This window comes from Kribbella sp. NPDC058245, from assembly GCF_042882005.1.
Classification (GTDB): Bacteria; Actinomycetota; Actinomycetes; order Propionibacteriales; family Kribbellaceae; genus Kribbella.
Window position 1 is genome coordinate 235,017 of sequence record NZ_JBHVWY010000013.1, and the last position, 22,275, is coordinate 257,291.

At 67.9% G+C, this 22,275-nt stretch carries 17 protein-coding genes and 1 pseudogene; 5 read left to right on the top strand and 13 right to left on the bottom strand.

Annotated elements, in window-relative coordinates:
- Window positions 1-104: 104 nt before the first annotated feature.
- Window positions 105-2,975, top strand: coding sequence for a ribonucleoside-diphosphate reductase subunit alpha (locus tag ACFVWG_RS28810; protein WP_391546550.1), 2,871 nt, complete (start codon window positions 105-107; stop codon window positions 2,973-2,975).
- Window positions 2,966-4,039: a ribonucleotide-diphosphate reductase subunit beta gene (locus ACFVWG_RS28815; RefSeq protein ID WP_391546593.1), complete on the top strand. Its 1,074-nt coding sequence runs from the start codon at window positions 2,966-2,968 to the stop codon at window positions 4,037-4,039. Before ACFVWG_RS28810 ends, ACFVWG_RS28815 begins: the two co-directional genes overlap by 10 nt.
- A 454-nt stretch (window positions 4,040-4,493) precedes the next feature.
- Here the strand turns inward: ACFVWG_RS28815 and ACFVWG_RS28820 are convergent, their stop codons facing one another.
- The 3 genes from ACFVWG_RS28820 to ACFVWG_RS28830 all read right to left on the bottom strand — a co-directional run bounded on the left by ACFVWG_RS28820 (window position 4,494) and on the right by ACFVWG_RS28830 (window position 7,015).
- Window positions 4,494-4,751 carry a hypothetical protein gene (locus ACFVWG_RS28820; RefSeq protein ID WP_391546551.1) on the bottom strand — a complete coding sequence of 86 codons (258 nt, stop codon included), beginning with the start codon at window positions 4,749-4,751 and terminating at the stop codon, window positions 4,494-4,496.
- Complete coding sequence (cimA, locus tag ACFVWG_RS28825) at window positions 4,748-6,337, bottom strand: citramalate synthase (RefSeq protein WP_391546552.1); 1,590 nt, start codon at window positions 6,335-6,337, stop codon at window positions 4,748-4,750. The genes ACFVWG_RS28820 and cimA overlap by 4 nt, the downstream gene beginning before the upstream one ends.
- 279 nt (window positions 6,338-6,616) lie before the next feature.
- Window positions 6,617-7,015, bottom strand: a complete 399-nt coding sequence (locus ACFVWG_RS28830) for a hypothetical protein (RefSeq protein ID WP_391546553.1) — start codon at window positions 7,013-7,015, stop codon at window positions 6,617-6,619.
- Between the two features lie 107 nt (window positions 7,016-7,122).
- On the opposite strand from ACFVWG_RS28830, the gene ACFVWG_RS28835 reads away from it, so the two are divergent.
- Window positions 7,123-8,253 (top strand): polysaccharide lyase family 7 protein, encoded by a 1,131-nt coding sequence (locus ACFVWG_RS28835; protein WP_391546554.1) that lies wholly within the window; start codon window positions 7,123-7,125, stop codon window positions 8,251-8,253.
- Window positions 8,254-8,318: 65 nt separating this feature from the next.
- On the opposite strand, the gene ACFVWG_RS28840 is transcribed toward ACFVWG_RS28835, so the two are convergent.
- Genes ACFVWG_RS28840 through ACFVWG_RS28850 form a run of 3 tightly spaced genes read right to left on the bottom strand, consistent with a single transcriptional unit; the run spans window position 8,319 to window position 10,676 of the window.
- On the bottom strand, window positions 8,319-9,407 hold the full coding sequence (locus ACFVWG_RS28840) for a branched-chain amino acid aminotransferase (RefSeq protein WP_391546555.1): 1,089 nt from the start codon (window positions 9,405-9,407) through the stop codon (window positions 8,319-8,321).
- Between the two features lie 46 nt (window positions 9,408-9,453).
- Window positions 9,454-10,503 (bottom strand): 3-isopropylmalate dehydrogenase, encoded by a 1,050-nt coding sequence (locus tag ACFVWG_RS28845; RefSeq protein ID WP_391546556.1) that lies wholly within the window; start codon window positions 10,501-10,503, stop codon window positions 9,454-9,456.
- Window positions 10,500-10,676 carry a hypothetical protein gene (locus ACFVWG_RS28850; protein ID WP_391546557.1) on the bottom strand — a complete coding sequence of 59 codons (177 nt, stop codon included), beginning with the start codon at window positions 10,674-10,676 and terminating at the stop codon, window positions 10,500-10,502. The genes ACFVWG_RS28845 and ACFVWG_RS28850 overlap by 4 nt, the downstream gene beginning before the upstream one ends.
- 123 nt (window positions 10,677-10,799) lie before the next feature.
- On the opposite strand from ACFVWG_RS28850, the gene ACFVWG_RS28855 reads away from it, so the two are divergent.
- Window positions 10,800-11,366: an O-methyltransferase gene (locus tag ACFVWG_RS28855; protein ID WP_391546558.1), complete on the top strand. Its 567-nt coding sequence runs from the start codon at window positions 10,800-10,802 to the stop codon at window positions 11,364-11,366.
- Window positions 11,367-11,566: 200 nt separating this feature from the next.
- Here ACFVWG_RS28855 and serA read toward each other — a convergent pair whose 3' ends face one another.
- The 6 genes and pseudogenes from serA to ilvD form a co-directional block, all read right to left on the bottom strand.
- The gene (gene serA, locus ACFVWG_RS28860; RefSeq protein ID WP_391546559.1) at window positions 11,567-13,165 is read right to left on the bottom strand and encodes a phosphoglycerate dehydrogenase; all 1,599 of its coding nucleotides are present in this window, start codon (window positions 13,163-13,165) and stop codon (window positions 11,567-11,569) included.
- 74 nt (window positions 13,166-13,239) lie between these two features.
- Window positions 13,240-14,424 carry a serine protease gene (locus tag ACFVWG_RS28865; protein WP_391546560.1) on the bottom strand — a complete coding sequence of 395 codons (1,185 nt, stop codon included), beginning with the start codon at window positions 14,422-14,424 and terminating at the stop codon, window positions 13,240-13,242.
- Between the two features lie 119 nt (window positions 14,425-14,543).
- The gene (gene ilvC, locus ACFVWG_RS28870) at window positions 14,544-15,563 is read right to left on the bottom strand and encodes a ketol-acid reductoisomerase (RefSeq protein WP_391546594.1); all 1,020 of its coding nucleotides are present in this window, start codon (window positions 15,561-15,563) and stop codon (window positions 14,544-14,546) included.
- A 190-nt stretch (window positions 15,564-15,753) separates the two neighbouring features.
- A pseudogene (ilvN, locus tag ACFVWG_RS28875) lies at window positions 15,754-16,257 on the bottom strand (acetolactate synthase small subunit); the annotation flags it as partial.
- Window positions 16,257-18,005: an acetolactate synthase large subunit gene (locus ACFVWG_RS28880; RefSeq protein ID WP_391546561.1), complete on the bottom strand. Its 1,749-nt coding sequence runs from the start codon at window positions 18,003-18,005 to the stop codon at window positions 16,257-16,259. The pseudogene ilvN and the gene ACFVWG_RS28880, both read right to left, overlap by 1 nt.
- Window positions 18,006-18,824: 819 nt before the next feature.
- Window positions 18,825-20,492: a dihydroxy-acid dehydratase gene (ilvD, locus tag ACFVWG_RS28885; protein WP_391546562.1), complete on the bottom strand. Its 1,668-nt coding sequence runs from the start codon at window positions 20,490-20,492 to the stop codon at window positions 18,825-18,827.
- 54 nt (window positions 20,493-20,546) lie between these two features.
- On the opposite strand from ilvD, the gene ACFVWG_RS28890 reads away from it, so the two are divergent.
- Entirely contained in the window at window positions 20,547-21,266 is a 720-nt protein-coding gene (locus tag ACFVWG_RS28890) for a class I SAM-dependent methyltransferase (protein ID WP_391546563.1), read from the top strand.
- Here the strand turns inward: ACFVWG_RS28890 and ACFVWG_RS28895 are convergent.
- Window positions 21,263-22,252 (bottom strand): hypothetical protein, encoded by a 990-nt coding sequence (locus tag ACFVWG_RS28895; RefSeq protein ID WP_391546564.1) that lies wholly within the window; start codon window positions 22,250-22,252, stop codon window positions 21,263-21,265. The two genes, ACFVWG_RS28890 and ACFVWG_RS28895, sit on opposite strands and share 4 nt — an antisense overlap.
- Between the last annotated feature and the right edge of the window lie 23 nt (window positions 22,253-22,275).

The following is a 22,275-nucleotide window of genomic DNA, read 5'->3' on the forward strand; positions in this document are numbered from 1 at the left end:
CAGGGCGTGACGACAGCTTTCCCGGCCGGTGCTGTCCGTCCCGTCATGCATGCACGCCCTCTCAGGTCGCGGTCCTTCGTACGCGCAGGGAGAGAAGAGCTTCTGTGACCATCGCTTCCACATCCCGATCGGCGGCCGACGAGGCCGGCCACGGGACCCAGCTGACCGTCGTACGCCGCGATGGCAGTAACACCGATTTCGACGCGACCAAGATCTCGGTCGCCGTCACGAAGGCGTTCCTCGCGGTCGAGGGCAACGACGCCGGCGCCACCCACCGGGTCCGTGACCTGGTGACCGACCTGACCGGCCGGGTCGTCGAGGCGCTGACGCGGCGCGGTGACACCCGCAGCGTCCAGGTCGAGGACATCCAGGACCAGGTCGAGCTGGCTCTGATGCGCGCGGGAGAGCATCAGGTCGCCAGGGCCTACGTCCTGTACCGCGAAGAGCGCAACAAGGCCCGCACCCCCGCCGACGCGGCGGAGCTGGCCGAGACCAAGCCGGTCGTGTCGGTCCGCCAGGCCGACGGGACCCGGGGCCCGCTCGACGTCGAGCGGCTGCGCGTGATCGTCGCCGAGGCCGCCGCCGGTCTGGACGCGGTCGACTCCGAGCAGATCCTGAACGAGACGATCGGCTCCTGCTACGACGGCATCGCCCAGCACGAGGTCGAGCTGGCGCTGGTGATGGCCGCCCGGTCCTACGTCGAGACCGAGCCGCAGTACAGCTACGCCGCCTCCCGCCTGCTGCTGGACCAGATCCGCCGCGAGGCGCTCGGCCGCGTGCACGGCGAGCCCCGGCAGGCCAGCCAGGCCGACATGGCCACGGCCTACCCCGAATACTTCCCGCGCTACATCGCGACCGGGATCGAGGCCGGCCTGCTCGACCCCGAGCTGGCCACCTTCGACCTGGACCGGCTGTCCGCGGCGATCCATCCCGAGCGCGACCTGGACTTCGCCTTCCTCGGGCTGCAGACGCTGTACGACCGCTACCTGCTGCACATCGACAAGACCCGGTTCGAGCTGCCGCAGGCGTTCTTCCTGCGGGTCGCGATGGGGATGGCGCTGCGCGAGGAGGACCGCGAGGGCCGCGCGATCCAGTTCTACGAGCTGCTCAGCTCGTTCCGCTTCATGTCGTCGACGCCGACCCTGTTCAACTCCGGTACGACGCGTCCGCAGCTCTCGTCCTGCTTCCTCACCACGGTGGACGACGACCTGTCCGGCATCTTCGCCGGGATCCGCAACAACGCCCTGCTCGCCAAGTACTCCGGCGGTCTCGGCAACGACTGGACCCCGGTCCGCGGCATCGGCGCCAAGATCCGCGGCACCAACGGTGAGTCGCAGGGCGTCGTACCGTTCCTGAAGATCGCCAACGACACGGCCGTCGCGGTCAACCAGGGCGGCAAGCGCAAGGGCGCGGTCTGCGCCTACCTCGAGACCTGGCACATGGACATCGAGGAGTTCCTCGATCTGCGCAAGAACACCGGCGACGAGCGCCGGCGGACGCACGACATGAACACCGCCAATTGGGTGCCGGACCTGTTCCTGCAGCGGGTCGAGGCCGACGGCCAGTGGACGCTGTTCTCCCCCGACGAGGTCCCGGACCTGCACGACCTGTTCGGGAGTGAGTTCCAGACGGCGTACGAGAAGTACGAGGCGGCCGCCGACCGCGGTGAGATCCGGGTCTTCCGCCGGGTCCGCGCGCTTGACCTGTGGCGCCGGATGCTGACCGTGCTGTTCGAGACCGGTCACCCGTGGATCACCTTCAAGGACCCTTGCAACCTGCGCTCGCCGCAGCAGCACAGCGGTGTCGTGCACTCGTCGAACCTGTGCACCGAGATCACGCTGAACACGACGGTCGACGAGACCGCGGTCTGCAACCTGGGCTCGGTCAACCTGGTCGCGCACCTGACCGAGACCGGCCTGGACGCAGAACTACTCCGCGACACCGTGAAGACCGCGGTCCGGATGCTCGACAATGTCATCGACGTGAACTTCTACACGACGCCGGAGTCGGAGCGCGCCAACCAGCGGCACCGTCCGGTCGGCCTCGGCCTGATGGGTTTCGCGGACGCACTGTTCTCGCTCCGCATCCCGTACTCGTCGGAGGCTGCCATCGCCTTCGCCGACAGCTCGATGGAGGCGATCAGCTACCACGCGATCGAGGCGTCCAGTGATCTGGCCGCCGAGCGCGGCGCCTACTCGACGTACGAGGGCTCGCTGTGGAGCAAGGGCGTGCTGCCGATCGACTCGCTGGAGATCCTGCGCGCGGCCCGCAAGGGTGACGTGATCCTCGACGACACCAAGTCGCTCGACTGGGACGCCCTGCGCACCAAGCTCCTTCGTGACGGCATGCGGAACTCCAACGTGATGGCGATCGCGCCGACCGCGACGATCTCCAACATCTGCGGGGTCAGCCAGTCGATCGAACCGGCGTACTCGAACCTCTTCGTGAAGTCGAACATGTCCGGTGAGTTCACCGTCGCGAACCCGTACCTGGTCAACGACCTGAAGGCGCGCGGGCTGTGGGATCAGGTGATGGTCTCCGACCTCAAGTACCACGACGGCATCCTGACCACCATCGACCGGGTTCCGGCCGACCTGCGCGAGCTGTACGCGACCGCGTTCGAGATCGACCCGCTGTGGCTGATCAAGGCCGCGTCGCGCCGGCAGAAGTGGATCGACCAGGCGCAGTCGCTCAACCTCTACATGGCATCGCCGTCCGGCAAGGCGCTCGACGAGCTCTACCGCAACGCCTGGCGTTACGGGCTGAAGACGACGTACTACCTGCGGTCGCAGTCGAAGACCCATGTGGAGAAGTCGACACTGCAGGGCACCGACGGCAAGCTCAACGCCGTCTCCGCCACCATCCCGGCCGTCGTACCGGTGACCGCGCCGTCGGCCATCGACAACGCTCCGCTGCCCGAACCGACCGGAGCGATCTGCTCGCTCGAAGACCCTGACTGCGAGGCCTGCCAGTGACGACCACAGACAACGCCACGGGCCTCGGCTCGATCACCGTCGGCGCCTCCCGCATCGACGTCTCCGACAAGGCGATGATCAACGCCCGCGCCGACGTCAACCAGCTGCTCCCGCTGAAGTACACATGGGCCTGGGAGAAGTACCTGGCCGGCTGCAACAACCACTGGATGCCGACCGAGGTCTCCATGCAGGCCGACATCTCGCTGTGGAAGAGTAAGGACGGCCTGACCGACGACGAGCGCCTGATGCTCAAGCGCAACCTGGGCTTCTTCGCCACCGCGGAGTCCCTGGTAGCGAACAACATCGTGCTCGCCGTCTACCGCCAGCTCACCAACCCCGAGTGCCGTCAGTACCTGCTGCGCCAGGCGTTCGAGGAGGCCGTGCACACGCACACCTTCCAGTACATCTGTACGTCGCTCGGTCTGGACGAGGGCGAGCTGTTCAACATGTACCGCGAGGTCCCGTCGATCTCCGACAAGGACGCCTGGGCCCTGAAGTACACCCAGCACCTCGAGGACCCGGACTTCAAGACCGGTACGCCGGAGTCCGACACCGCGTTCCTGCGCGACCTGATCGCGTTCTACGTCGTCTTCGAAGGCATGTGGTTCTACACCGGCTTCGCGCAGATCCTCTCGCTCGGCCGCCGCAACAAGATGGTCGGCATCGCCGAGCAGTACCAGTACATCCTGCGCGACGAGTCGATCCACCTGAACTTCGGCATCGACTGCATCAACCAGATCAAGCAGGAGAACCCGCACCTGTGGACGGCCGAGTTCCAGGCCGAGGTCCGGCAGATGCTCACCGAGGCGTGCGAGCTCGAGGTCGCCTACGGCCGCTCGACCATGCCGAACGGCATGCTCGGCCTGACCGCCGACCTCTGCGAGCAGTACATGCACTTCATCACCGACCGCCGCGCCGAGCAGATCGGCATCGCCCCGATCTTCGGCGAGACCCGCAACCCGTTCGGCTGGATGTCCGAAGTCATGGACCTCAAGAAGGAGAAGAACTTCTTCGAGACCCGAGTCATCGAATACCAGTCCTCCTCTGGCCTCAGCTGGGACTAACCCCCACCCTGTACGACGGGAGCCGGGGAACCCACACGGGGTTCCCGGCTCCTCCCCTTCCCCCCCCCCCCCCCCCCCCCGCGCCCCACATCCCAACAACCGCAAACATGGCGCGCGGGTCCTTCGGACGTTACGGCCAGCCCTGCGCTAACGTCCGAACAACCGCAGACATGGCGTGCGGGTCCTTCGGACGTTAGCGGTCTGATCAGTTGGCTTCCCGCAGTGCTCCACCTTGAGCACCCCTCAACCATTGGCGGGGCTCACGGATGGTCGAACCGTGCACAAAGTGGAGCTGCACATCCACCTTGAGCACCGGTCAACCATCGACGAGGCCCGAGAACGGCTGATCCGTGCTCAAAGTGAGCGATCCGCCCCACCAGCACCTCAAGCACCCATCAACCCTTGGCGGTTCCGCGCGCTCTGGCTCGCCTGCTGGACGCCTGCTGGCGGGCGGTCAGCTGACCGTCACGTCCAGGACGCCGATGACCTTCTCCAGGCGGGCGGCGACCCGGCCGGCGTCAAAACCGTTGCCTGCGACAACCACCCGCAGCGTGCACTTCTCCAGGCACAGCGAGAGCTCGCGCACGTCGTACGGATTCAGCAGTACGGCGATCCGCGCGAGCATGCCACAGGTCTCGACCACGTCGGCGGTGAAGACCGTGGTGACAGGGGCCGCGGGTACGGCGGCCGGAGCTTCGAGTACGGCGGTCATCGGACAACCTCCTTGTGACGCAGGAGGCCGTAGGTGAAGCCGTCGACGAGGGCCTCCCAGGATGCCTCGACGATGTTGTGGCCGACGCCGACGGTGACCCAGGAGCCTTCGCCGTCCGCGGTCTGGATGAGGACTCTGATCACCGCGTCGGTGCCGTGCCCCTGGTCGAGGATGCGCACCTTGTAGTCGACCAGCTCGAACTTGTTCACCACCGGATACGCCCGCTCGATCGCCGTCCGGAGCGCGTGGTCGAGGGCGTTGACCGGGCCGTTGCCCTCACCGGTGACGATCTCGCGCTCTCCCCCGGCGACCAGCTTCACCGTCGACTCCGAGACCGCCTCGCCGTCGGCACGGGATTCGGTGATCACGCGCCAGGACTCGACGTCGAAGAACGACGCCCGCTTCCCGTCGACCTCTTCGGTGAGCAGCAGCGAGAACGACGCGTCGGCCGCCTCGAAGGTGTAACCGCGGGCCTCGAGCTCCTTGACCCGGTCGGCGACCCGGGCGACGAGTTCGCGGTCGTTGCCGAGGTCGAAGCCGAGCTCGCGGCCCTTGAGCTCGATGCTGGCCCGGCCGGCCATCTCCGAGACGAGCATCCTCATGTCGTTGCCGACCCGGCTCGGATCCGTGTGCTGGTAGAGATCCGGGTCGACCTTGATCGCGCTGGCGTGCAGCCCCGCCTTGTGGGCGAAGGCGGACAGGCCGACGTACGGCTGCCGGGTCGACGGCGGCACGTTGGTCACTTCGGCGATCGCGTGCGCGATCCGGAACGAGTCGGCGAGGTTCCCGGCCGGCAGCAGCTCCATCTCGCGCTTGAGTTCGAGGTTGGCCACGACCGCAAGCAGGTCGGCGTTGCCGGTGCGTTCGCCGTACCCGTTGATCGTGCCCTGGACGTGCGTGACGCCGGCCTCGACGGCGGCGATCGAATTCGCCACGGCGCAGCCGCCGTCGTTGTGGGCGTGGATGCCGAGCCGGGCGCCGGTGTTCTCTAGGACGTCGCGGACGATGTCCTGCAGCTCGCGCGGCAGCGTCCCGCCGTTCGTGTCGCAGAGCGCGACCACGTCGGCGCCGGCCTCGGCCGAGACCCGTACTACCTCAAGCGCGTACGCACGGTTGGCGCGGTACCCGTCGAAGAAGTGCTCGGTGTCGAGGAAGACCCGCTGCCCGCTCTCCCGCAGGTGCCGGATCGTGTCGGCGACCATCCGCAGGTTCTCGTCCAGCGTGGTCCGCAACGCGCGCTCCACATGCGCATCGTGGCTCTTGGCAACGAGTGTGACGACCGACGCGCCGGACTCGCGCAGCGCCGCGACCTGCTGGTCGTCCGCCGCCGCGGTCCCCGGCTTGCAGGTCGCGCCGAACGCGGCGAAGGTCGCGTTCCGCAGGTCCAGCTCGGTCCGCGCCCGCTGGAAGAACTCGGTGTCCTTCGGTACGGCGCCCGGCCAGCCACCCTCGATGAATCCAACGCCCAGGTCGTCCAGGTGCTGCGCGATGGCAATCTTGTCCGCCACGGACAGCGCGAGCCCCTCCTGCTGCGCACCGTCGCGCAGGGTCGTGTCGTAGACGTGGAACTCGTCGGAGATGCTCATGATCGAGGCCTTCCGGTGACGCTGGCGAATCGGGCTGTGCGGTCGGGCTGCGGAGTCGGTAGCTGCGGAGTCGGTAGTAGGGGGCAAACAAAAAACCCCCCGCAAGGTGCGAGAGGTCCACGCGCTCAGGTACTGCTGGCTGAGCGCGCCTAGGTAATAATCACCCGGTGGTTGTTCATGACAATTCGCAGTCTGCCACACAAAGTCCGTCAGGTAACGAGACCGTCTCGCATCACGAACATCCGGTACTCAGACCAGTACTGGGGAGTAGCCGATAGTTCAGCCGGTCAGCGACCAGCCCGGATCGTCCCACGCGGTGTAGAAGTCCTCACGGGACAGCTCGCGCACTCCCCAGGCCTCGCGGTCGAGTCCCCTGTCGGTGAGCATGCCCTCGTCGTCCTCGAGCCGCTGCCACCAGTACCGCCGGATCTCGCCGTCCTCCCGCGCACCGAGCTGCCGTACGACGACCCACTCGCGCTCGTGCCAGACCGCCTCGAACAGCCAGTCCGTGCCGTCGTCGGCCGCGACCGCGCCGTACGTCCGGGGCGCCGTCCCGCGGTCGAGATCGCGGATCAGGTCGACCGTCGTCCGGACCGCGACCACGGTCTCGTACGACCAGTCGCGGCGCTGAGCCAGGTCCGTGTAATACGCCTGGACATCGACCGGAAGGCTGCTCATGGCGCCTGACCTTATCGGGCCGATCCAGGCCCCAGGACCCATAGGGCCTGAGAAGATCCTGTGAATCAAGGCAGACCGCCCCGTCCTGTCACCCGAGAGGTAGCGCGATGAAGATCCTGCTGACCACCCTCCTAGCAGTGACCACAGCTGTGCCGGTCGCGAACGTCGAGATCACGCCGACGAGCGTGACCGCGAGCACCAGCGACGCCAACGTCGCGACCAATGCCGTGGACAACAACTACTCGACCCGCTGGTCGGGCGACGGCGACGGCGCCACGCTGACCCTCGATCTCGGCGGCACCAAGACCGTCAGCCACCTCAAAGTCGCCGCCTACAAGGGCGACGAGCGCAAGAACGACTTCGAGCTGCAACTGCTCAACGGCTCCACCTGGATCACCGTGTACGACGGCCTCAGTAGCGGCAGCACCACCGGCCTGCAGACCTTCGACTTCACCGACCAGCCCGCAAGCAAGGTCCGGTACGTCGGTCATGGGTACCAACTGAACTCCGGCGGTACCGGGACGTGGAACAGCGTCACCGAGTTCGAGATCTGGGGAAGTGGTGGCAGCGACCCTGCTCCGCAGGTACCGGCCGACGTCCTCGACCTGACCAACTGGAAGATCACGCTCCCGATCGGCGCGGACGAGAGCCCGACCGAGATCAAGCAGCCAGCCCTTGCCACCTACTCGAACGACCCGTACTTCAAGGTCGTCGGGGACGGCGTGCAGTTCCGGGCGCCGGTCAACGGCGTCACCACCAGCGGTTCGGGCTACCCACGCTCGGAACTGCGGGAGATGACCAACAACGGCAGCAGCAACGCCAGCTGGTCGTCCACCTCGGGTACGCACACTCTCGTCGTACGGGAGTCTTTTGATCAGCTGCCGGCCGACAAGCCGCAGTTGGTCGGCGCGCAGATCCACGACGCGAACGACGACGGCACGGTCTTCCGGCTCGAGGGCAGCAGCCTCTACATCACCAACGGCGACACAACCCACCACAAGCTCGTGACCAGCTCGTATGTCCTCGGCACCGTCTTCGAGGCCAAGTTCGTCGTCAGCGGCGGCCAGACGAAGGCCTACTACAACGGCACCCTGCAGACCACGATCACCAAGAACTTCTCCGGCGCCTACTTCAAAGCCGGCGCCTACACCCAAGCCAACTGCACCAACTCATCCCCCTGCGCCACCACCAACTACGGCCAAACCACCCTCAAGTCAGTCACCGTCACCCACTCCTGAAACCACAACGTCCGAAGAACACACGGGCTGTGTACCGCGGTTCTTCGGACGCTAGGTGGTTGGAGTCAGCAGACCTTGGTCATCCAGTTGTGGGGGTCGGCGGCGCGGCCGTACTGGAGGTCGAGGAGGGCGCTGCGGACGGCGGCGGTGACCGGGCCACCGTTGCCGTCGGCCACCTGGACCTCGCCGTCCTTCCACTTCAGGGAGGCGACCGGGGTGATCACGGCGGCGGTGCCGCAGGCGAAGACCTCGCGGATCCGGCCGGAGACGGCGCCGTCGCGCCACTCGTCGACCGAGATCTTGCGCTCGGCAACGGAGTGGCCGAGGTCGGTGACGAGCTTCAGGATCGAGTCCCGGGTGACGCCCTCGAGGATGGTGCCGGACAGTTCCGGGGTGACGACCGAGTTGTCGTCGAGGACGAAGTACAGGTTCATCCCGCCGAGCTCTTCGACCCACTTCTTCTCGATCGCGTCCAGGAAGGCGACCTGGTCGCAGCCGTTCTCGATCGCCTCGGCCTGGGCCAGCAGCGACGCGGCGTAGTTGCCACCGGTCTTGGCGGCACCGGTGCCGCCGGGGGCCGCGCGGGTGTACTCCTCGCTCAGCCAGATCCGGACCGGCTTCACACCGCCGCTGAAGTACGAGCCGGCCGGGGAGGCGATCGCGCAGTACGTCACCTGGGCGGACGGGCGGACGCCGAGGAACGGGTCCGATCCGAACATGAACGGGCGCAGGTACAGCGAGGTCTCACCACCGGTGGGCACCCAGGCCTGGTCCAGCTCGACGAGCGCCTTGACCGAGTCCAGGAACGCGGACTCGGGCAGCTCCGGCAGCGCGAGCCGGCGGGCCGACTTTGCGAACCGGGCCGCGTTGGCCTCGGGGCGGAACATGTGGATCGAGTCGTCGGGATGACGGTAGGCCTTCATCCCCTCGAAGATGGTCTGGGCGTAGTGGAACACCGAGGTCGCCGGAGACAGCTCCAGCGGTCCGAAGGCGGTGATCCGTGCGTCGTGCCAGCCCTGGTCCTTCGTCCACGTGGCGATCGCCATGTGGTCGGAGAAGTACTGCCCGAAGCCTGGGTTCGCCAGGATCGAGGCACGCTGGTCGTCGCTCGCCGGTTGGGTGTTCGGCTCAACGATGAACTTCAAAGCGCTCATAGCGGCACCGTACCTGTTGCGTGACTGGTCATGCGAGAGCCCCGTTTCAGCCGGCGGCGCGCTTGGTGATCGCGTCGCCGATCTCCGCGGTGGTCCGGACACTGCCCGTGCGCTCCTCGATATCGGCCGTGACGGCCGCCTCGATCGCGGCCGCCGCCGCGGGCAGGCCGAGGTGGTCGAGCAGCAGCGCCGCGGACAGGATCGCCGCCGTCGGGTCCGCCTTCTGCTGGCCGGCGATGTCCGGGGCGGAACCGTGCACCGGCTCGAACATGCTCGGCGCGGTCCGGTCCGGGTTGATGTTGCCGCTCGCGGCCAGCCCGATACCGCCGGTGATCGCCGCGGCCAGGTCGGTGAGGATGTCGCCGAACAGGTTGTCGGTGACGATCACGTCGAACCGGGCCGGGTCGGTGACCAGGAAGATCGTTGCCGCGTCCACGTGCAGGTAGTCGACCGCGATGTCGGGGAAGTCGGCCTTCACCTTGTCCACGGTCCGCGTCCACAGGTGACCGGCATGCACGAGCACGTTGTTCTTGTGCACCAGCGTGAGCTTCTTGCGCGGCCGCGCCTGCGCGCGGGCAAACGCATCCCGTACGACGCGCTCCACGCCGTACGCGGTGTTGACCGAAACCTCGGTGGCGATCTCGGCCGGCGTCCCGACCCGCAGTGCGCCGCCGTTACCGACGTACGGGCCTTCAGTGCCTTCGCGGACGACGACGAAGTCGACCTCGCCCGGGTTCGCCAGCGGGGAGCCGACGGACGGGTAGATCTTCGAGGGGCGCAGGTTCACGTAGTGATCGAGGGTGAACCGCAGTTTGAGCAGCAGACCGCGCTCGAGGACGCCGGACGGGACGCTCGGGTCGCCGACGGCACCGAGCAGGATCGCGTCGTGCTTGCGAATCTCCTCGAGCTCGGCGTCCGGGAGCGTCTCACCGGTGGCGTGCCAGCGCTTGGCTCCGAGGTCGTACTCGGTCCGCTCGAACGTCACGCCGTGCTGGGCGGCTACCGCGTCGAGGACCTTGAGGGCCTCGGTGGTGACCTCCGGTCCGATCCCGTCTCCGGGAACGACGGCCAGCGTGAAGTTCTTGTTGTCGCTCACTTCTTGGGTTCTCCCCCGTTGTCGCGGCGGTTCATGGCCTCTTGGACAGCCTTGACCTCGTCGCCGGCCGGGCGGGGCTTGCGGCGGCGCGCCGCCTTCCGCTCCCGGGCGTCAATCGCGGGCCAGTTGGCTGGATACATGTCGTACATGCTGCACTCTCCCCGGTTGGTCATGGGCGGCAGGATGGGTCCGAATTTACTCTGGTGTGCGACTATTTCGCCACAATGCGGGCATTCGATCCCGGTATGTGAGATTCGAGTGCGGGCCCTGGACCGGAGCTGTGCAACTCTCAACCGGTGAGTGCTCCTCCAGAACTGCCGCCGCTGGTTTCCGCGGCCCTCAGCCTGTCCGGACGACGCGGATTCGTCAGCTCCACCCGGAACGAGACCGGTCGCCTGCTGGCCAGTCTCGCCGCGTCCAAGACCGGCCTGCTCGGCGAGCTCGGCACCGGTTGCGGCGTCGGTTCGGCCTGGTTGCGCAGCGGTGCGAACGAGGGCACCAAGATCGTCACCGCGGAGAGCGACCCGCAGCTGGCCCAGGTGGTCGCCGAGCTGTTCGCCGACGACGAGCGCATCGAGGTCGTCTCGGCCGACTGGACCGCGCTGATCGAGCGCGGCCCGTTCGCGCTGCTGTTCGTGGACGCCCGCGAGGCCAAGATCTCGGCCCGCGACGTGATCGCCGACGTGATCGAGCCCGGCGGCTTCGTCGTCCTGGACGACTTCACCCCGTCCGGCGTCTGGCCGCCGATGTACGAGGGCCGCGTCGACACGCTCCGCCAGGAGTGGCTGATGGACTCCCGCTTCACCACCGTCGAGGTGATGGTGGCCGCGGACGCCGCAGTACTCCTCGCCACCCGCCGCTAACCCTCCCCCATCTGATGGGTTAACCAGCCAGATTGTGAGTTATGGACTCGCATGCGGGTGCAGAACCCACAAGCTCGTGGGTGAACCCATGAGATTGGCGGGCATAGGGCGGGCCCGGACACTTGGGTCCGGGCCCTGACCAGCCACCATGCGCCTGCGGGTGGCTGGCTATTGCTCAGTTAAACAGCCATACGGTCTAGTCAGGCGTCAAGGTCCACAGTGCGGGCAGTGTCCGCCTGGACCGCCGAGGCGATGTCGTCCAGTACGGCGGGGGCCACGGCCGAGTCGACCGACAGGGCGACCAGCGCCTTGCCGCCCTTGCGGTCCCGGCTCACCTGCATGCCGGCGATGTTGACCTCGGCGTCGCCGAGGATGCGGCCGATCTGGCCGACGATGCCGGGACGGTCCTCGTAGGTGAAGAACGCGAGGTGCGCGGCCAGCTCGACCTCGACGTCGAAGCCGTCGACCTCGACCAGGCGCTCCGACTGCCGGACGCCGACCAGCGTGCCGCTGACCGAGACCTGCGCACCGTCGGCGAGGGTGCCGCGGAGCGTGATCAGGTTGCGGTGCTCCGGGCTCTCGTGGTCGGTGACGAGCCGGACCTCGAGGCCCCGCTCGGCCGCCAGCAGCGGCGCGTTCACGTAGGAAACGTTGTCCTCGACAACATCCGCGAAGACACCCTTGAGCGCGGCCAGCTCCAGCACCTTGACGTCGTACTGGGTGATCTCGCCGCGGACCTCGACGTCGAGCTGCTGCGCGACGCCACCGGCCAGCGCGGTGAAGATCCGGCCGAGCTTCTCGGTCAGGCCGATCCCGGGCCGGACGTCCTCGGCGATCACGCCGCCCTGGACGTTGACCGCGTCCGGCACGAGCTCACCCGACAGGGCGAGGCGGACCGACTTGGCGACGGCGATACCGGCCTTCTCCTGCGCCTCGTCGGTCGACGCGCCCAGGTGCGGGGTGGCGACGACGTTCTCGAACTCGAACAGCGGCGAGTCGGTGCAGGGCTCCTTGGCGAACACGTCGAGCCCGGCCGCGGCCACCCGGCCCTCCTTGAGCGCCGAGTAGAGCGCGGTCTCGTCGACGATGCCGCCGCGGGCCGCGTTCACGATGATGACCTCGGGCTTGACCTTGTGCAGCTGCTCGTCACCGATCAGCCCGATCGTCTCCGGGGTCTTCGGCAGGTGCACCGAGATGAAGTCCGACGCGGCCAGCAGCTCGTCCAGCGACGCGAGCCGGACGCCCATCTGCGCGGCCCGGCCGGCCTGCACGTACGGGTCGTAGGCGATCACGTTCATGCCGAAGGCGGCCAGCCGCTGCGCGACCAGGACGCCGATCTTGCCCAGGCCGACGATGCCGACGGTCTTCTCGAACAGCTCGACACCGGAGAACTTCGACCGCTTCCACTCGCCGTTCTTCAGCGAGAGGTCGGCGGCCGGCACCCGGCGCGCGGCGGCCAGCAGCAGGGCGACGGCCAGCTCGGCGGCGCTGACGATGTTGGAGGTCGGCGCGTTCACGACCATCACACCGGCCTGGGTGGCGGCCTTAACGTCGACGTTGTCCAGGCCGACGCCGGCCCGGGCGACGACCTTCAGCTTCTTGGCCGCGGCCAGGGCCTCGGCGTCCACCTTGGTGGCGCTGCGGATCAGGATCGCGTCGACGTCGGCGATGGCCGGGATCAGCTCGGCGCGGTCGGCGCCGTTCGCGTGCCGGATCTCGAAATCGGGACCGAGGGCCTCGACGGTGGCCGGGCTCAGCTCTTCGGCGATCAGGACGACGGGACGAGTCACATCAGTCATGGGAGATGTCTCCTGCGAAGCGGTAGGGGCTCATGAACAGAGCACCGCGCTGTGCCCGCTAAGGGAAGCCTACCTCAGGTGCCGTTGCAAGGCTGCGGGTCCACCGCCGGCTTGGACTGGTCGAGCAGCAGCGCGGTCCCCGACCGCACCAGCTTGTACCGCGTGTCGAGCCGGTTGCAGGTCTGACCGCCCGACTTGTGCGCGGTCGGGGCGAACAACGCCACGAACGACACCCGCACGTTCACGCTGGTGTCGGCGTTCTCAGTGACCTCGGTCACCGTCGGGTTGAAGAAGTACGTCGTCTGGTGGCTGAGCCGGTCCTGCTCCGTCGAGAGCGCCCCGATCAGCCGCGGCGAGTAGTACTTACGGACGCCCACGAAGTCGTGCCGATTCTGCAGGACGAGATAGTTGGCCAGGAACTTCTGGGCCTGCGTGGCGAGTGTCGTCGCCGCCACTTGCAGCTCCGGGGTGACGGCTCCCTGCGGCCCCTTCGACTCTTCGCAGCCACCGACGGCCGCTGCCACACCGCCTTCCTGCGCAACGAACGGGCGCAAGGCTTCGACCGGCGCGATCCGGCTGTCCGCGGCCGAGGTCCCCGTCACCATGCCGACCACGTGGCCGGACTTGGCGACTACTGGTCCACCGAGCTTCGCGGTGTTCATCACCTCGCCGAGCGAACGCGGGCGTCGTACCGATCCGACCTGCTGTACGACGAGCTCGCCGGACTGCGTGTAGCCGAACAGTGCTCGCTCCGCCTGAGCATCCGGCGTACCGGTGGCGAGGGTGAGCGGCGGCTGCGGCGTGCGGCCGATCACGCGCAGCAGTGCGATGCCGTCGCCGGCGCTGAGAACATTGGCGCGCCAGACTGCGCCGTCAGAGGTCACGACCGCGACGCCCTTGGCCTCCTGAACCACCACGCCCGCGGTCAGAATCAGACCGTCGCCGACGATCGTCCCAGTGCCCTCACCAGTGCCGCTGCAAGTCGTCGCCAGTACCCGTACGACGCTCTTCGATCCGGCCGCCAGCGTCTTGGCTGTGTCGATCGACAGCCGGTCCTGGCGGATGAACCAACCGGCGGCAGCGCCACCGGCTACGACGAGCAGGAAGACCATCAGGCCGGCCAGGAAGCGGCCGTAGAGCCAGGGACGGCGCTGGGGCGGCGGAGTACGCCGTACCGGCGGTTGTAGCTGGGTCAGCGGCGGCGCGCCGGCGGGCACCCGTCGGGGCGGCCTCGGCCCCGGCCTGCCGTCGTGCACCACCGATTCACCCTCCTCGTCACCTGCCGCTACCGATCGTGGCCGATTGTGCCAGCTCCGGCGGGCAAACGACGGAAGGCCCGGACCGTCCACCTGAACGGTCCGGGCCTTCCGTCACAGCATCAGCGGGCGGCGCTGCCCTCGACGTAGTCGTCGTCGTGCGACTTGACCCACGCCATCAGGCCGCGCAGTTCCTTGCCCACGGCCTCGATCGGGTGCTCCTGGGACTTCTTGCGGAACTCGGCGAACTCCGGTGCGCCGGCGTCCTGGTCGGCGATGAAGCGGGCCGCGAAGGTGCCGTTGGTGATGTCGTCGAGGACATCCTTCATCCGCGCCTTCACCGAGGCGTCGATGATCCGCGGGCCGGAGACGTAGTCGCCGTACTCGGCGGTGTCGGAGACCGACCAGCGCTGCTTGGCGATGCCGCCTTCGTAGATCAGGTCGACGATCAGCTTGAGCTCGTGCAGGCACTCGAAGTACGCGACCTCCGGCTGGTAGCCGGCCTCGGTCAGCGTCTCGAATCCGGCCTGGATCAGCGCGGACACGCCGCCACACAGGACGGCCTGCTCACCGAACAGGTCGGTCTCGGTCTCCTCGGTGAAGGTGGTCTTGATGCCGCCGGCGCGGAGGCCGCCGATGCCCTTGGCGTACGACAGCGCCAGGTCCCAGGCCTTGCCGGAGGCGTCCTGCTCGACGGCGACGAGCACCGGGACACCACGGCCCTCGGTGTACTCACGCCGTACGAGGTGTCCCGGGCCCTTGGGGGCGACCATGAAGACGTCGACACCGGCCGGGGGCTTGATGTAGCCGAAGCGGATGTTGAAGCCGTGCCCGAAGACGAGCGCGTCACCGTCGGCCAGGTTCGGCTCGATCGCCTCGGCGTACAGCTTGCGCTGCGCCGGGTCCGGAGCGAGCACGACGATGACGTTGGCCTCTTCGACCGCCTCGGCCGGGGTGACGACACGCAGGCCCTCGGCCTCGGCCTTCGCCCGGCTCTTCGAGCCCTCGAGCAGGCCGACGCGGACGTCGACGCCGGAGTCACGCAGCGAGAGCGCGTGCGCGTGGCCCTGCGAGCCGTAGCCGAGAACGGCCACGCTCTTGCCCTGGATCACCGACAGGTCGGCGTTGTCGTCGTAGAACATTTCTGCTGCCACTTGGAGCGTTCTCCTCTTGATGGTTGGTACGGCGTCAGCCGTGTCGGGCCGGAGCTACCGGACGGCCCGGCGGCGGCGCCGGCACCGGGTGCGGAGTCGTTTGGTGATGGCGTTCTGGAGGTTGGGCCTGGATCGTCGGGGTTCCCGACTGCACGTGCGGCGGGGGCACCGGAACCGGCCGGAGGGTTCGGTCGGAGATGGAGCGGCTGCCCCGTCCGATCGCCACCATGCCGGACTGCACCAGCTCACGCACGCCGAAGGGTTCCAGCACCCGGAGCATGGCCTCGAGTTTCTCGGGATTGCCGGTCGCCTCGATCGTGATCGCGTCCGGTGCCACGTCCACCACCTTCGCACGGAACAGCTGGACGGTCTCCAGCACCTGCCCCCTGGTCAGGGTGTCCGCCTTCACCTTCACCAGCAGCAGTTCGCGCTGAACCGTCTGCGTGGGCTCGAGTTCGACGATCTTGATCACGTTGATCAGCTTGTTCAGCTGCTTGGTGATCTGCTCCAAAGGCTGCTCGTCCACGCTGACCGCGATGGTCATCCGGGACACCTCCGGGTGCTCGGTCGGGCCGACCGCGAGCGAGTCGATGTTGAAGCCCCGCCGCGAGATCAGCGCGGCCACGCGGGCCAGCACACCGTGCTTGTTCTCGACCAGAATGCTCAGCGTGTGTTTTGACATCAGAGCTCCTCGCTGTCCCACTGGGGCGCCATGTCGCGGGCGATCTGGATCTCGTCGTTGCTGACGCCGGCGGCGACCATCGGCCAGACCATCGCGTCGCGGTGCACGACGAAGTCGACCACGACCGGCTGGTCGGTCACCGACATCGCCTTGTCGATCGTCGCGTCCACCGAAGCCTTGTCGGAGCAGCGCAGACCGACCCCGCCCATCGCCTCGGCCAGCTTGGCGAAGTCTGGGATCCGGTTCGAGTGCAGGTCGGTGTTGGAGTACCGCTTGTCGTAGAACAGCGTCTGCCACTGCCGGACCATGCCCAGCGACTGGTTGTTGATCACGGCAACCTTGATCGGGATGCCCTCGAGCGCACAGGTGACCAGCTCCTGGTTGGTCATCTGGAAGCAGCCGTCACCGTCGATCGCCCACACGGTCTTGTCCGGCCGAGCGACCTTGGCGCCCATCGCGGCCGGCACCGAGTAGCCCATGGTGCCGAGGCCGCCGGAGTTCAGCCAGTGCCGCGGCTTCTCGAACGGCAGGTAGTGCGCGGACCACATCTGGTGCTGGCCGACACCCGCGGTGTAGATCGTGTCCGGGCCGGCGATCTGGCCGATCCGCTGGATCACGTACTGCGGGGACAGGCTGCCGTCCTCGGGCTCGTCGTACCCGAGCGGGTACTTCTCCCGGACCGACTCCAACTGGTGCCGCCAGGTGTCGTACGACGGGGTCCGGCCACTGTTCGCGATCTCGGTGCGGAGTGCGGCGATGAGGTCGCTGATGACCTCCTTGCAGTCCCCCACGATCGGCACGTCGGCAACGCGGTTCTTGCCGATCTCAGCCGGGTCGATGTCGGCGTGGATGACCTTCGCCTCGGGAGCGAACGAGTCGAGCTTGCCGGTCACCCGGTCGTCGAAGCGGGCGCCGAGCGTGATCAGCAGATCGGAACGCTGCAGAGCGCCGACCGCGGAGACCGAACCGTGCATGCCCGGCATACCGAAGTGCAGCTCGTGGGTGTCCGGCAGTGCGCCGCGGGCCATCAGCGTGGTGACGACCGGGATGCCGAGCAGCTCGGCAAGCTCCTTCAGCTCCACCTCCGCCTGCGCGCGGATCACACCCCCACCGACGTACAGGACGGGCTTCTCGGCGGCGACGATCAGCCGGGCCGCCTCGCGCACCTGCTTGGGGTGCGGGCGGGTGACCGGGCGGTACCCGGGCAGCGACAGCTCGGTCGGCCACACGAAGTCGACCTTGGCCTGCATCGCGTCCTTGGTCACGTCCACCAGGACCGGACCGGGCCGGCCGGTGGAGGCGATGTGGAACGCCTCGGCGATCGTGGTCGCGATGTCGTTGGGGTCGTTGACCAGGAAGTTGTGCTTGGTGATCGGCATCGTGATGCCGCGGATGTCGGCCTCCTGGAAGGCGTCCGTCCCGATCGCGGCGCTGGCCACCTGACCGGTGATCGCGACCAGCGGGACCGAGTCCATGTAGGCGTCGGCGATCGGCGTGACCAGGTTCGTCGCGCCCGGGCCGGAGGTCGCCATACAGACTCCGACCTTGCCCGACGCGGCGGCGTACCCCTGCGCGGCGTGGCCGGCGCCCTGCTCGTGACGTACCAGGATGTGGCGGATCTGGGTCGAGTCGAGCATCGGGTCGTACGCCGGGAGGATCGCCCCGCCCGGGATGCCGAAGACGGTGTCCACTCCGGCATGTTCCAGTGCGCGGATCAGAGCCTGTGCCCCGGTCAGCTGCTCACTCATGAGTGCCTTCCCTCAATCCAGTCACGTTGATTGGCCTTGCTTTTCGCGACCGATCCATCCTCGCTCGTGTTCGCTGTCCTGACGCTACTGGGTCTCAGATAGTCGCCCTGGCAACAACTGTGTCCAATAAAAAGGCCCCTTCTGCCGGTTGGCTGAAGGGGCGCGCTCGACTCAGAGGTCGCGTCAGTCGGCGCGCCGCACAAGTACGAGGAGAATCGATCGCATGTAGGCATTATTCGCCCGCCGACAAGGTCCAGGTCAAGTTCAGCACCACGCTGTCCCACCATCCGAGACGCCAATCCCACCCCCTGGCGCCTCTTCCCACTCCTCCCGCGCCCTCTTACTCCTCCCACCCCTACTCCTCCCACGCACCGTTGCTCCTCCCGCGCCCCCTACTCCTCCCACGCCTGGTACTCCTCCCCGGCTCCGCCGGTTCCCCCGGCCCGGCTCTCGGGCGCGGTGCATTTGACCGGATATCCGTTGAACTCGCCCCTTCTCCCCTGAAATTTCGGGGGGAGAAGGGGGGCAACTTGAGGGGAGATCCGTTCAAATTTCGGGAGGGGGTACGGCGGCCACCGGCGGAGGTGGGCGAGGTCGAGACGGGTCCGGGGCTCGACGACCGTGGAGTACGCCGATTTGAGTGGTTAGCCAGCCAAATCGGGGGTTTGGCACCGTGGTTGCGGGTGCTTAACCCCTGATCTGGGTGGTTAGGCAGGCAAATGGGGGTTGGTCAGGGGCGGAGGCAGGACGGGGGTCGGGAGCGAAGCGGGGCGGGGCGGGGCGGGGCGGGGCGGGGCGGGTGTGGAGCGGGCGGGGCGGTTAGCCGCAGGTGGCGCCTTGGGAGGCTGAGCCGACCAGGCGGACGTACTTACCGAGGACGCCCTTGGTGATCGCGGGTTGCTTGGGCGTCCAGCCTTCGGTACGGCGGGTCAGTTCGTCGGCGTCGACGTGGAGATCGAGCGTGCGGTTCGCGACGTCGAGGGTGATCCGGTCGCCGTCGCGGACGAACGCGATCGGCCCGCCGTCGACGGCTTCGGGCGCGACGTGGCCGACGCACAATCCCGTCGTACCGCCGGAGAACCGGCCGTCGGTGAGCAGCAGCACGTCCTTGCCGAGGCCGGCGCCCTTGATCGCGCCGGTGACCGCGAGCATCTCGCGCATCCCCGGGCCGCCCTTCGGGCCTTCGTAGCGGATCACGACCACGTCGCCCGGGTTCAGTTCCGGTACGGCGTCCATCGCGGCGCGCTCGCCGTCGAAGACGCGCGCCGTACCCTCGAACACGTCGGAATCGAACCCGGCGCTCTTCACGACCGCACCCTCGGGCGCGAGCGAGCCGTGCAGGATCGTGATTCCGCCGGTGGGGTGGATCGGCTTGTCCAGTGCGCGGATGATCGCCCCGTCGACATCCGGCGGCGCGATGTCAGCGAGGTTCTCGGCCATCGTCTTGCCGGTGACGGTCAGGCAGTCGCCGTGCAGGAGACCCGCGTCGAGCAACGCACGCATGATCACCGGGATCCCGCCGACGCGGTCGACGTCCGTCATCACATAGCGGCCGAACGGCTTCAGGTCACCCAGGTGCGGGACCTTCTCGCCGACCCGGTTGAAGTCGGCCAGGGTCAGATCGACCTCGGCCTCGCGCGCGATCGCGAGCAGATGCAGTACGGCGTTCGTCGAGCCACCGAGCGCCATCACCACGGCGATCGCGTTCTCGAACGCCTCCTTGGTGAGGATCTGCCGGGCCGTGATCCCCTTCTGCAGAAGGCCGACCACGGCCTCGCCGGACTTGCGCGCATAGCCATCACGGCGGCGATCCACCGCGGGCGGCGCGGCCGATCCGGGCAGCGACATCCCGAGAGCTTCGGCGGACGCCGCCATCGTGTTGGCGGTGTACATGCCGCCGCACGCACCCTCACCCGGGCAGATCGCCCGCTCGACCGCGTCGACCTCCTCGCGAGTGATCAGGCCGCGAACACACGCGCCGACCGCCTCGAAGGCGTCGATGATCGTCACGTCCTTGTCGCCCAAACGGCCAGGCATGATCGAACCGGCGTACAGGAAGACGGACGCCAGGTCGAGCCGGGCCGCAGCCATCAGCATGCCGGGCAGGGACTTGTCGCAGCCGGCCAGCAGGACCGAGCCGTCGAGGCGCTCGGCCTCCATCACGGTCTCGACCGAGTCGGCGATGATTTCGCGGCTGACGAGTGAGTAGTGCATGCCGACGTGGCCCATCGAGATGCCGTCGGAGACGCTGATCGTGCCGAACTCCAGCGGGTACCCACCGGCCGCGTGCACGCCTTCCTTGACCGCCTTCGCGAGCCGGTCCAGCGAGAGGTTGCAGGGGGTGATCTCGTTCCAGCTCGAGGCCACGCCGATCTGCGGCTTCACCCAGTCGTCGTCCCCCATGCCGACCGCTCGGAGCATCCCTCGGCTCGCGGTAGCTTCCAGACCATCGGTGACAGTGCGGCTGCGGGGCTTCACATCGACCATGGGCTCACTCTAAACACTTTGCCCTCGTGCTTCGGTCTCTCTAGCGTTCGCCGGGTGGATGATCCTTACGGTGACGAGCAACTGGTCGAGCTCTACGACCTCGACAACCCTCCTGGCGACGACACGGTGTACTTCCATGCGGTGGCCGACTCGCTGAAGGTCTCGAAGATCGTCGATCTCGGCTGCGGTACCGGGCTGCTCGCGCGCTCACTGGCCGTGGACGGGCGCGAGGTGATCGGCATCGACCCGAGCCTCACGATGCTGAACTACGCCCGCCGTACGCCCAGCACGGTCACCTGGATCTCCGGCGACGCCGGCATGGTCGAGCCGACCGGCGATGTCGACCTGGTGCTCTGCACCGGGAACACATTGATGCACATCCCTTCGCTCGCTGAACCCTTCGCCGCGATCGCGGGTGCGTTGCGGACGGGCGGCGTACTGGTCTTCGAGTCCCGGAACCCCGCGGCCCGGGCGTGGGAGTCGTGGACGCGCGAGGCGACGTACGGGGATCGCGACACGGCGATCGGGCACCTCACCGAATGGCTCGACCTCATCGAGGTCAGCGACGACGGCCGGGTCGTCTTCGACGCACACAACCTGTACGACGACGGCCGGGACGACGTCTATCGCACCGAGCTGTTCTTCCGGTCCGTCGACGAGATCTCGAAGGCCCTGGAGGCGGCCGGGTTCATCGTCAATGTGTACGCCGGCTGGCACGAGCAGCCGTTCGAGCCGGACTCCCGCCTGATGGTCTTCCGTGCGGAAAAGCTTTAGTCCATCTGCTTCGTGAGGGCGTCGGCGAAGCCGGTGAGGCCGCCGACGTAACCCCACGGGACACTCTCGATTCGGCCCTCGGTGCGGGTGGCGTGCTCCATCGCTTCCCGCTTCGCACCCGCCCACTTGAGCGCGAACGCCATCGTCCCGTTGGCCGAGACGTCAGCGGGGTCCGGCGTCCGGCCGTCGTTCCACCACTTGTCGCGGGCCGCGAGCAACTGCGGTCGCCGGGCTGTGACGCCGCTCGCGTACCGCTTCATTCGCTCGACCTTCGTCCGCTCCTTGTCGGAGGCGATCTCGAGCCAGACCTCATTGAACACGTTGGCCGCGATCGTGCACAGCACGCTGCCCGGCCGCGCCCGCTCCACCACGCCGTCGCCGAACTCGATCAGCTCAGCCAGCTCCAGACCGGACCACTTCTTCGCCAGCACCTGAACCCGGCCGGTGTGCGCCGCGTAGCTGCCCGGGTGACGGACGAGAGCGGCGTGGAAGATCTCCGCCTTGTCCTCCAACTCCGCTTGCAGCCCCAGGGCCGCCCACTGCAGCACCTCCCACGGGACCGCGTCGTCGGCCGCCGAGACAATCGCGCCCTGCAACACCTCGGCCGCCGTACGGAGAATGTCGTGGAACGTCGTGAACCGCTGCGCCGACACGTCCTTGGCCCGCTGCCCGGTTCGCACCGCCCACGCCTCGAAGACCAGCGTCTGCCCGTACCAGAGCAGTAGATCCGGATCCTTCGGGTAGGCCTCCAGCCGCAGCTCCAGTTGTTCGCTCCGCCCCACCGCTGCCTTGGCAAGGCCGGTGGCGCGGATCGACCGCAGGTTGGTGTTGGCCGGCGTGACCTTGAGCAACGCCAGTCCGGTGGACAGATCTCCCCGCCGTACCGCCGCATAGGCCGTGTCGAGGTCAGCGTCCAGCCAGGCCTGGTCCAGCCTCAGGCCGGACACGTCGACGCCCGGCGCCGCCTTCCGCGAGAAGATCCCCATTCGCGGATCGTAAGACCGTTCTG

What these genes read in the sequence shown, in the direction of transcription:
- cimA (WP_391546552.1), bottom strand. Translation starts at nt 6,337, where the DNA reads ATGAGCATCTCCGACGAGTTCCACGTCTACGACACGACCCTGCGCGAC.
- ACFVWG_RS28850 (WP_391546557.1), bottom strand. Translation starts at nt 10,676, where the DNA reads ATGACCAACCGGGGAGAGTGCAGCATGTACGACATGTATCCAGCCAAC.
- serA (WP_391546559.1), bottom strand. Translation starts at nt 13,165, where the DNA reads ATGACTGATGTGACTCGTCCCGTCGTCCTGATCGCCGAAGAGCTGAGC.
- ilvC (WP_391546594.1), bottom strand. Translation starts at nt 15,563, where the DNA reads ATGTTCTACGACGACAACGCCGACCTGTCGGTGATCCAGGGCAAGAGC.
- ACFVWG_RS28830 (WP_391546553.1), bottom strand. Translation starts at nt 7,015, where the DNA reads ATGAGCAGCCTTCCGGTCGATGTCCAGGCGTATTACACGGACCTGGCT.
- ACFVWG_RS28840 (WP_391546555.1), bottom strand. Translation starts at nt 9,407, where the DNA reads ATGAGCGCTTTGAAGTTCATCGTTGAGCCGAACACCCAACCGGCGAGC.
- ACFVWG_RS28880 (WP_391546561.1), bottom strand. Translation starts at nt 18,005, where the DNA reads ATGAGTGAGCAGCTGACCGGGGCACAGGCTCTGATCCGCGCACTGGAA.
- ACFVWG_RS28835 (WP_391546554.1), top strand. Translation starts at nt 7,123, where the DNA reads ATGAAGATCCTGCTGACCACCCTCCTAGCAGTGACCACAGCTGTGCCG.
- ACFVWG_RS28820 (WP_391546551.1), bottom strand. Translation starts at nt 4,751, where the DNA reads ATGACCGCCGTACTCGAAGCTCCGGCCGCCGTACCCGCGGCCCCTGTC.
- ACFVWG_RS28895 (WP_391546564.1), bottom strand. Translation starts at nt 22,252, where the DNA reads ATGGGGATCTTCTCGCGGAAGGCGGCGCCGGGCGTCGACGTGTCCGGC.
- ilvD (WP_391546562.1), bottom strand. Translation starts at nt 20,492, where the DNA reads ATGGTCGATGTGAAGCCCCGCAGCCGCACTGTCACCGATGGTCTGGAA.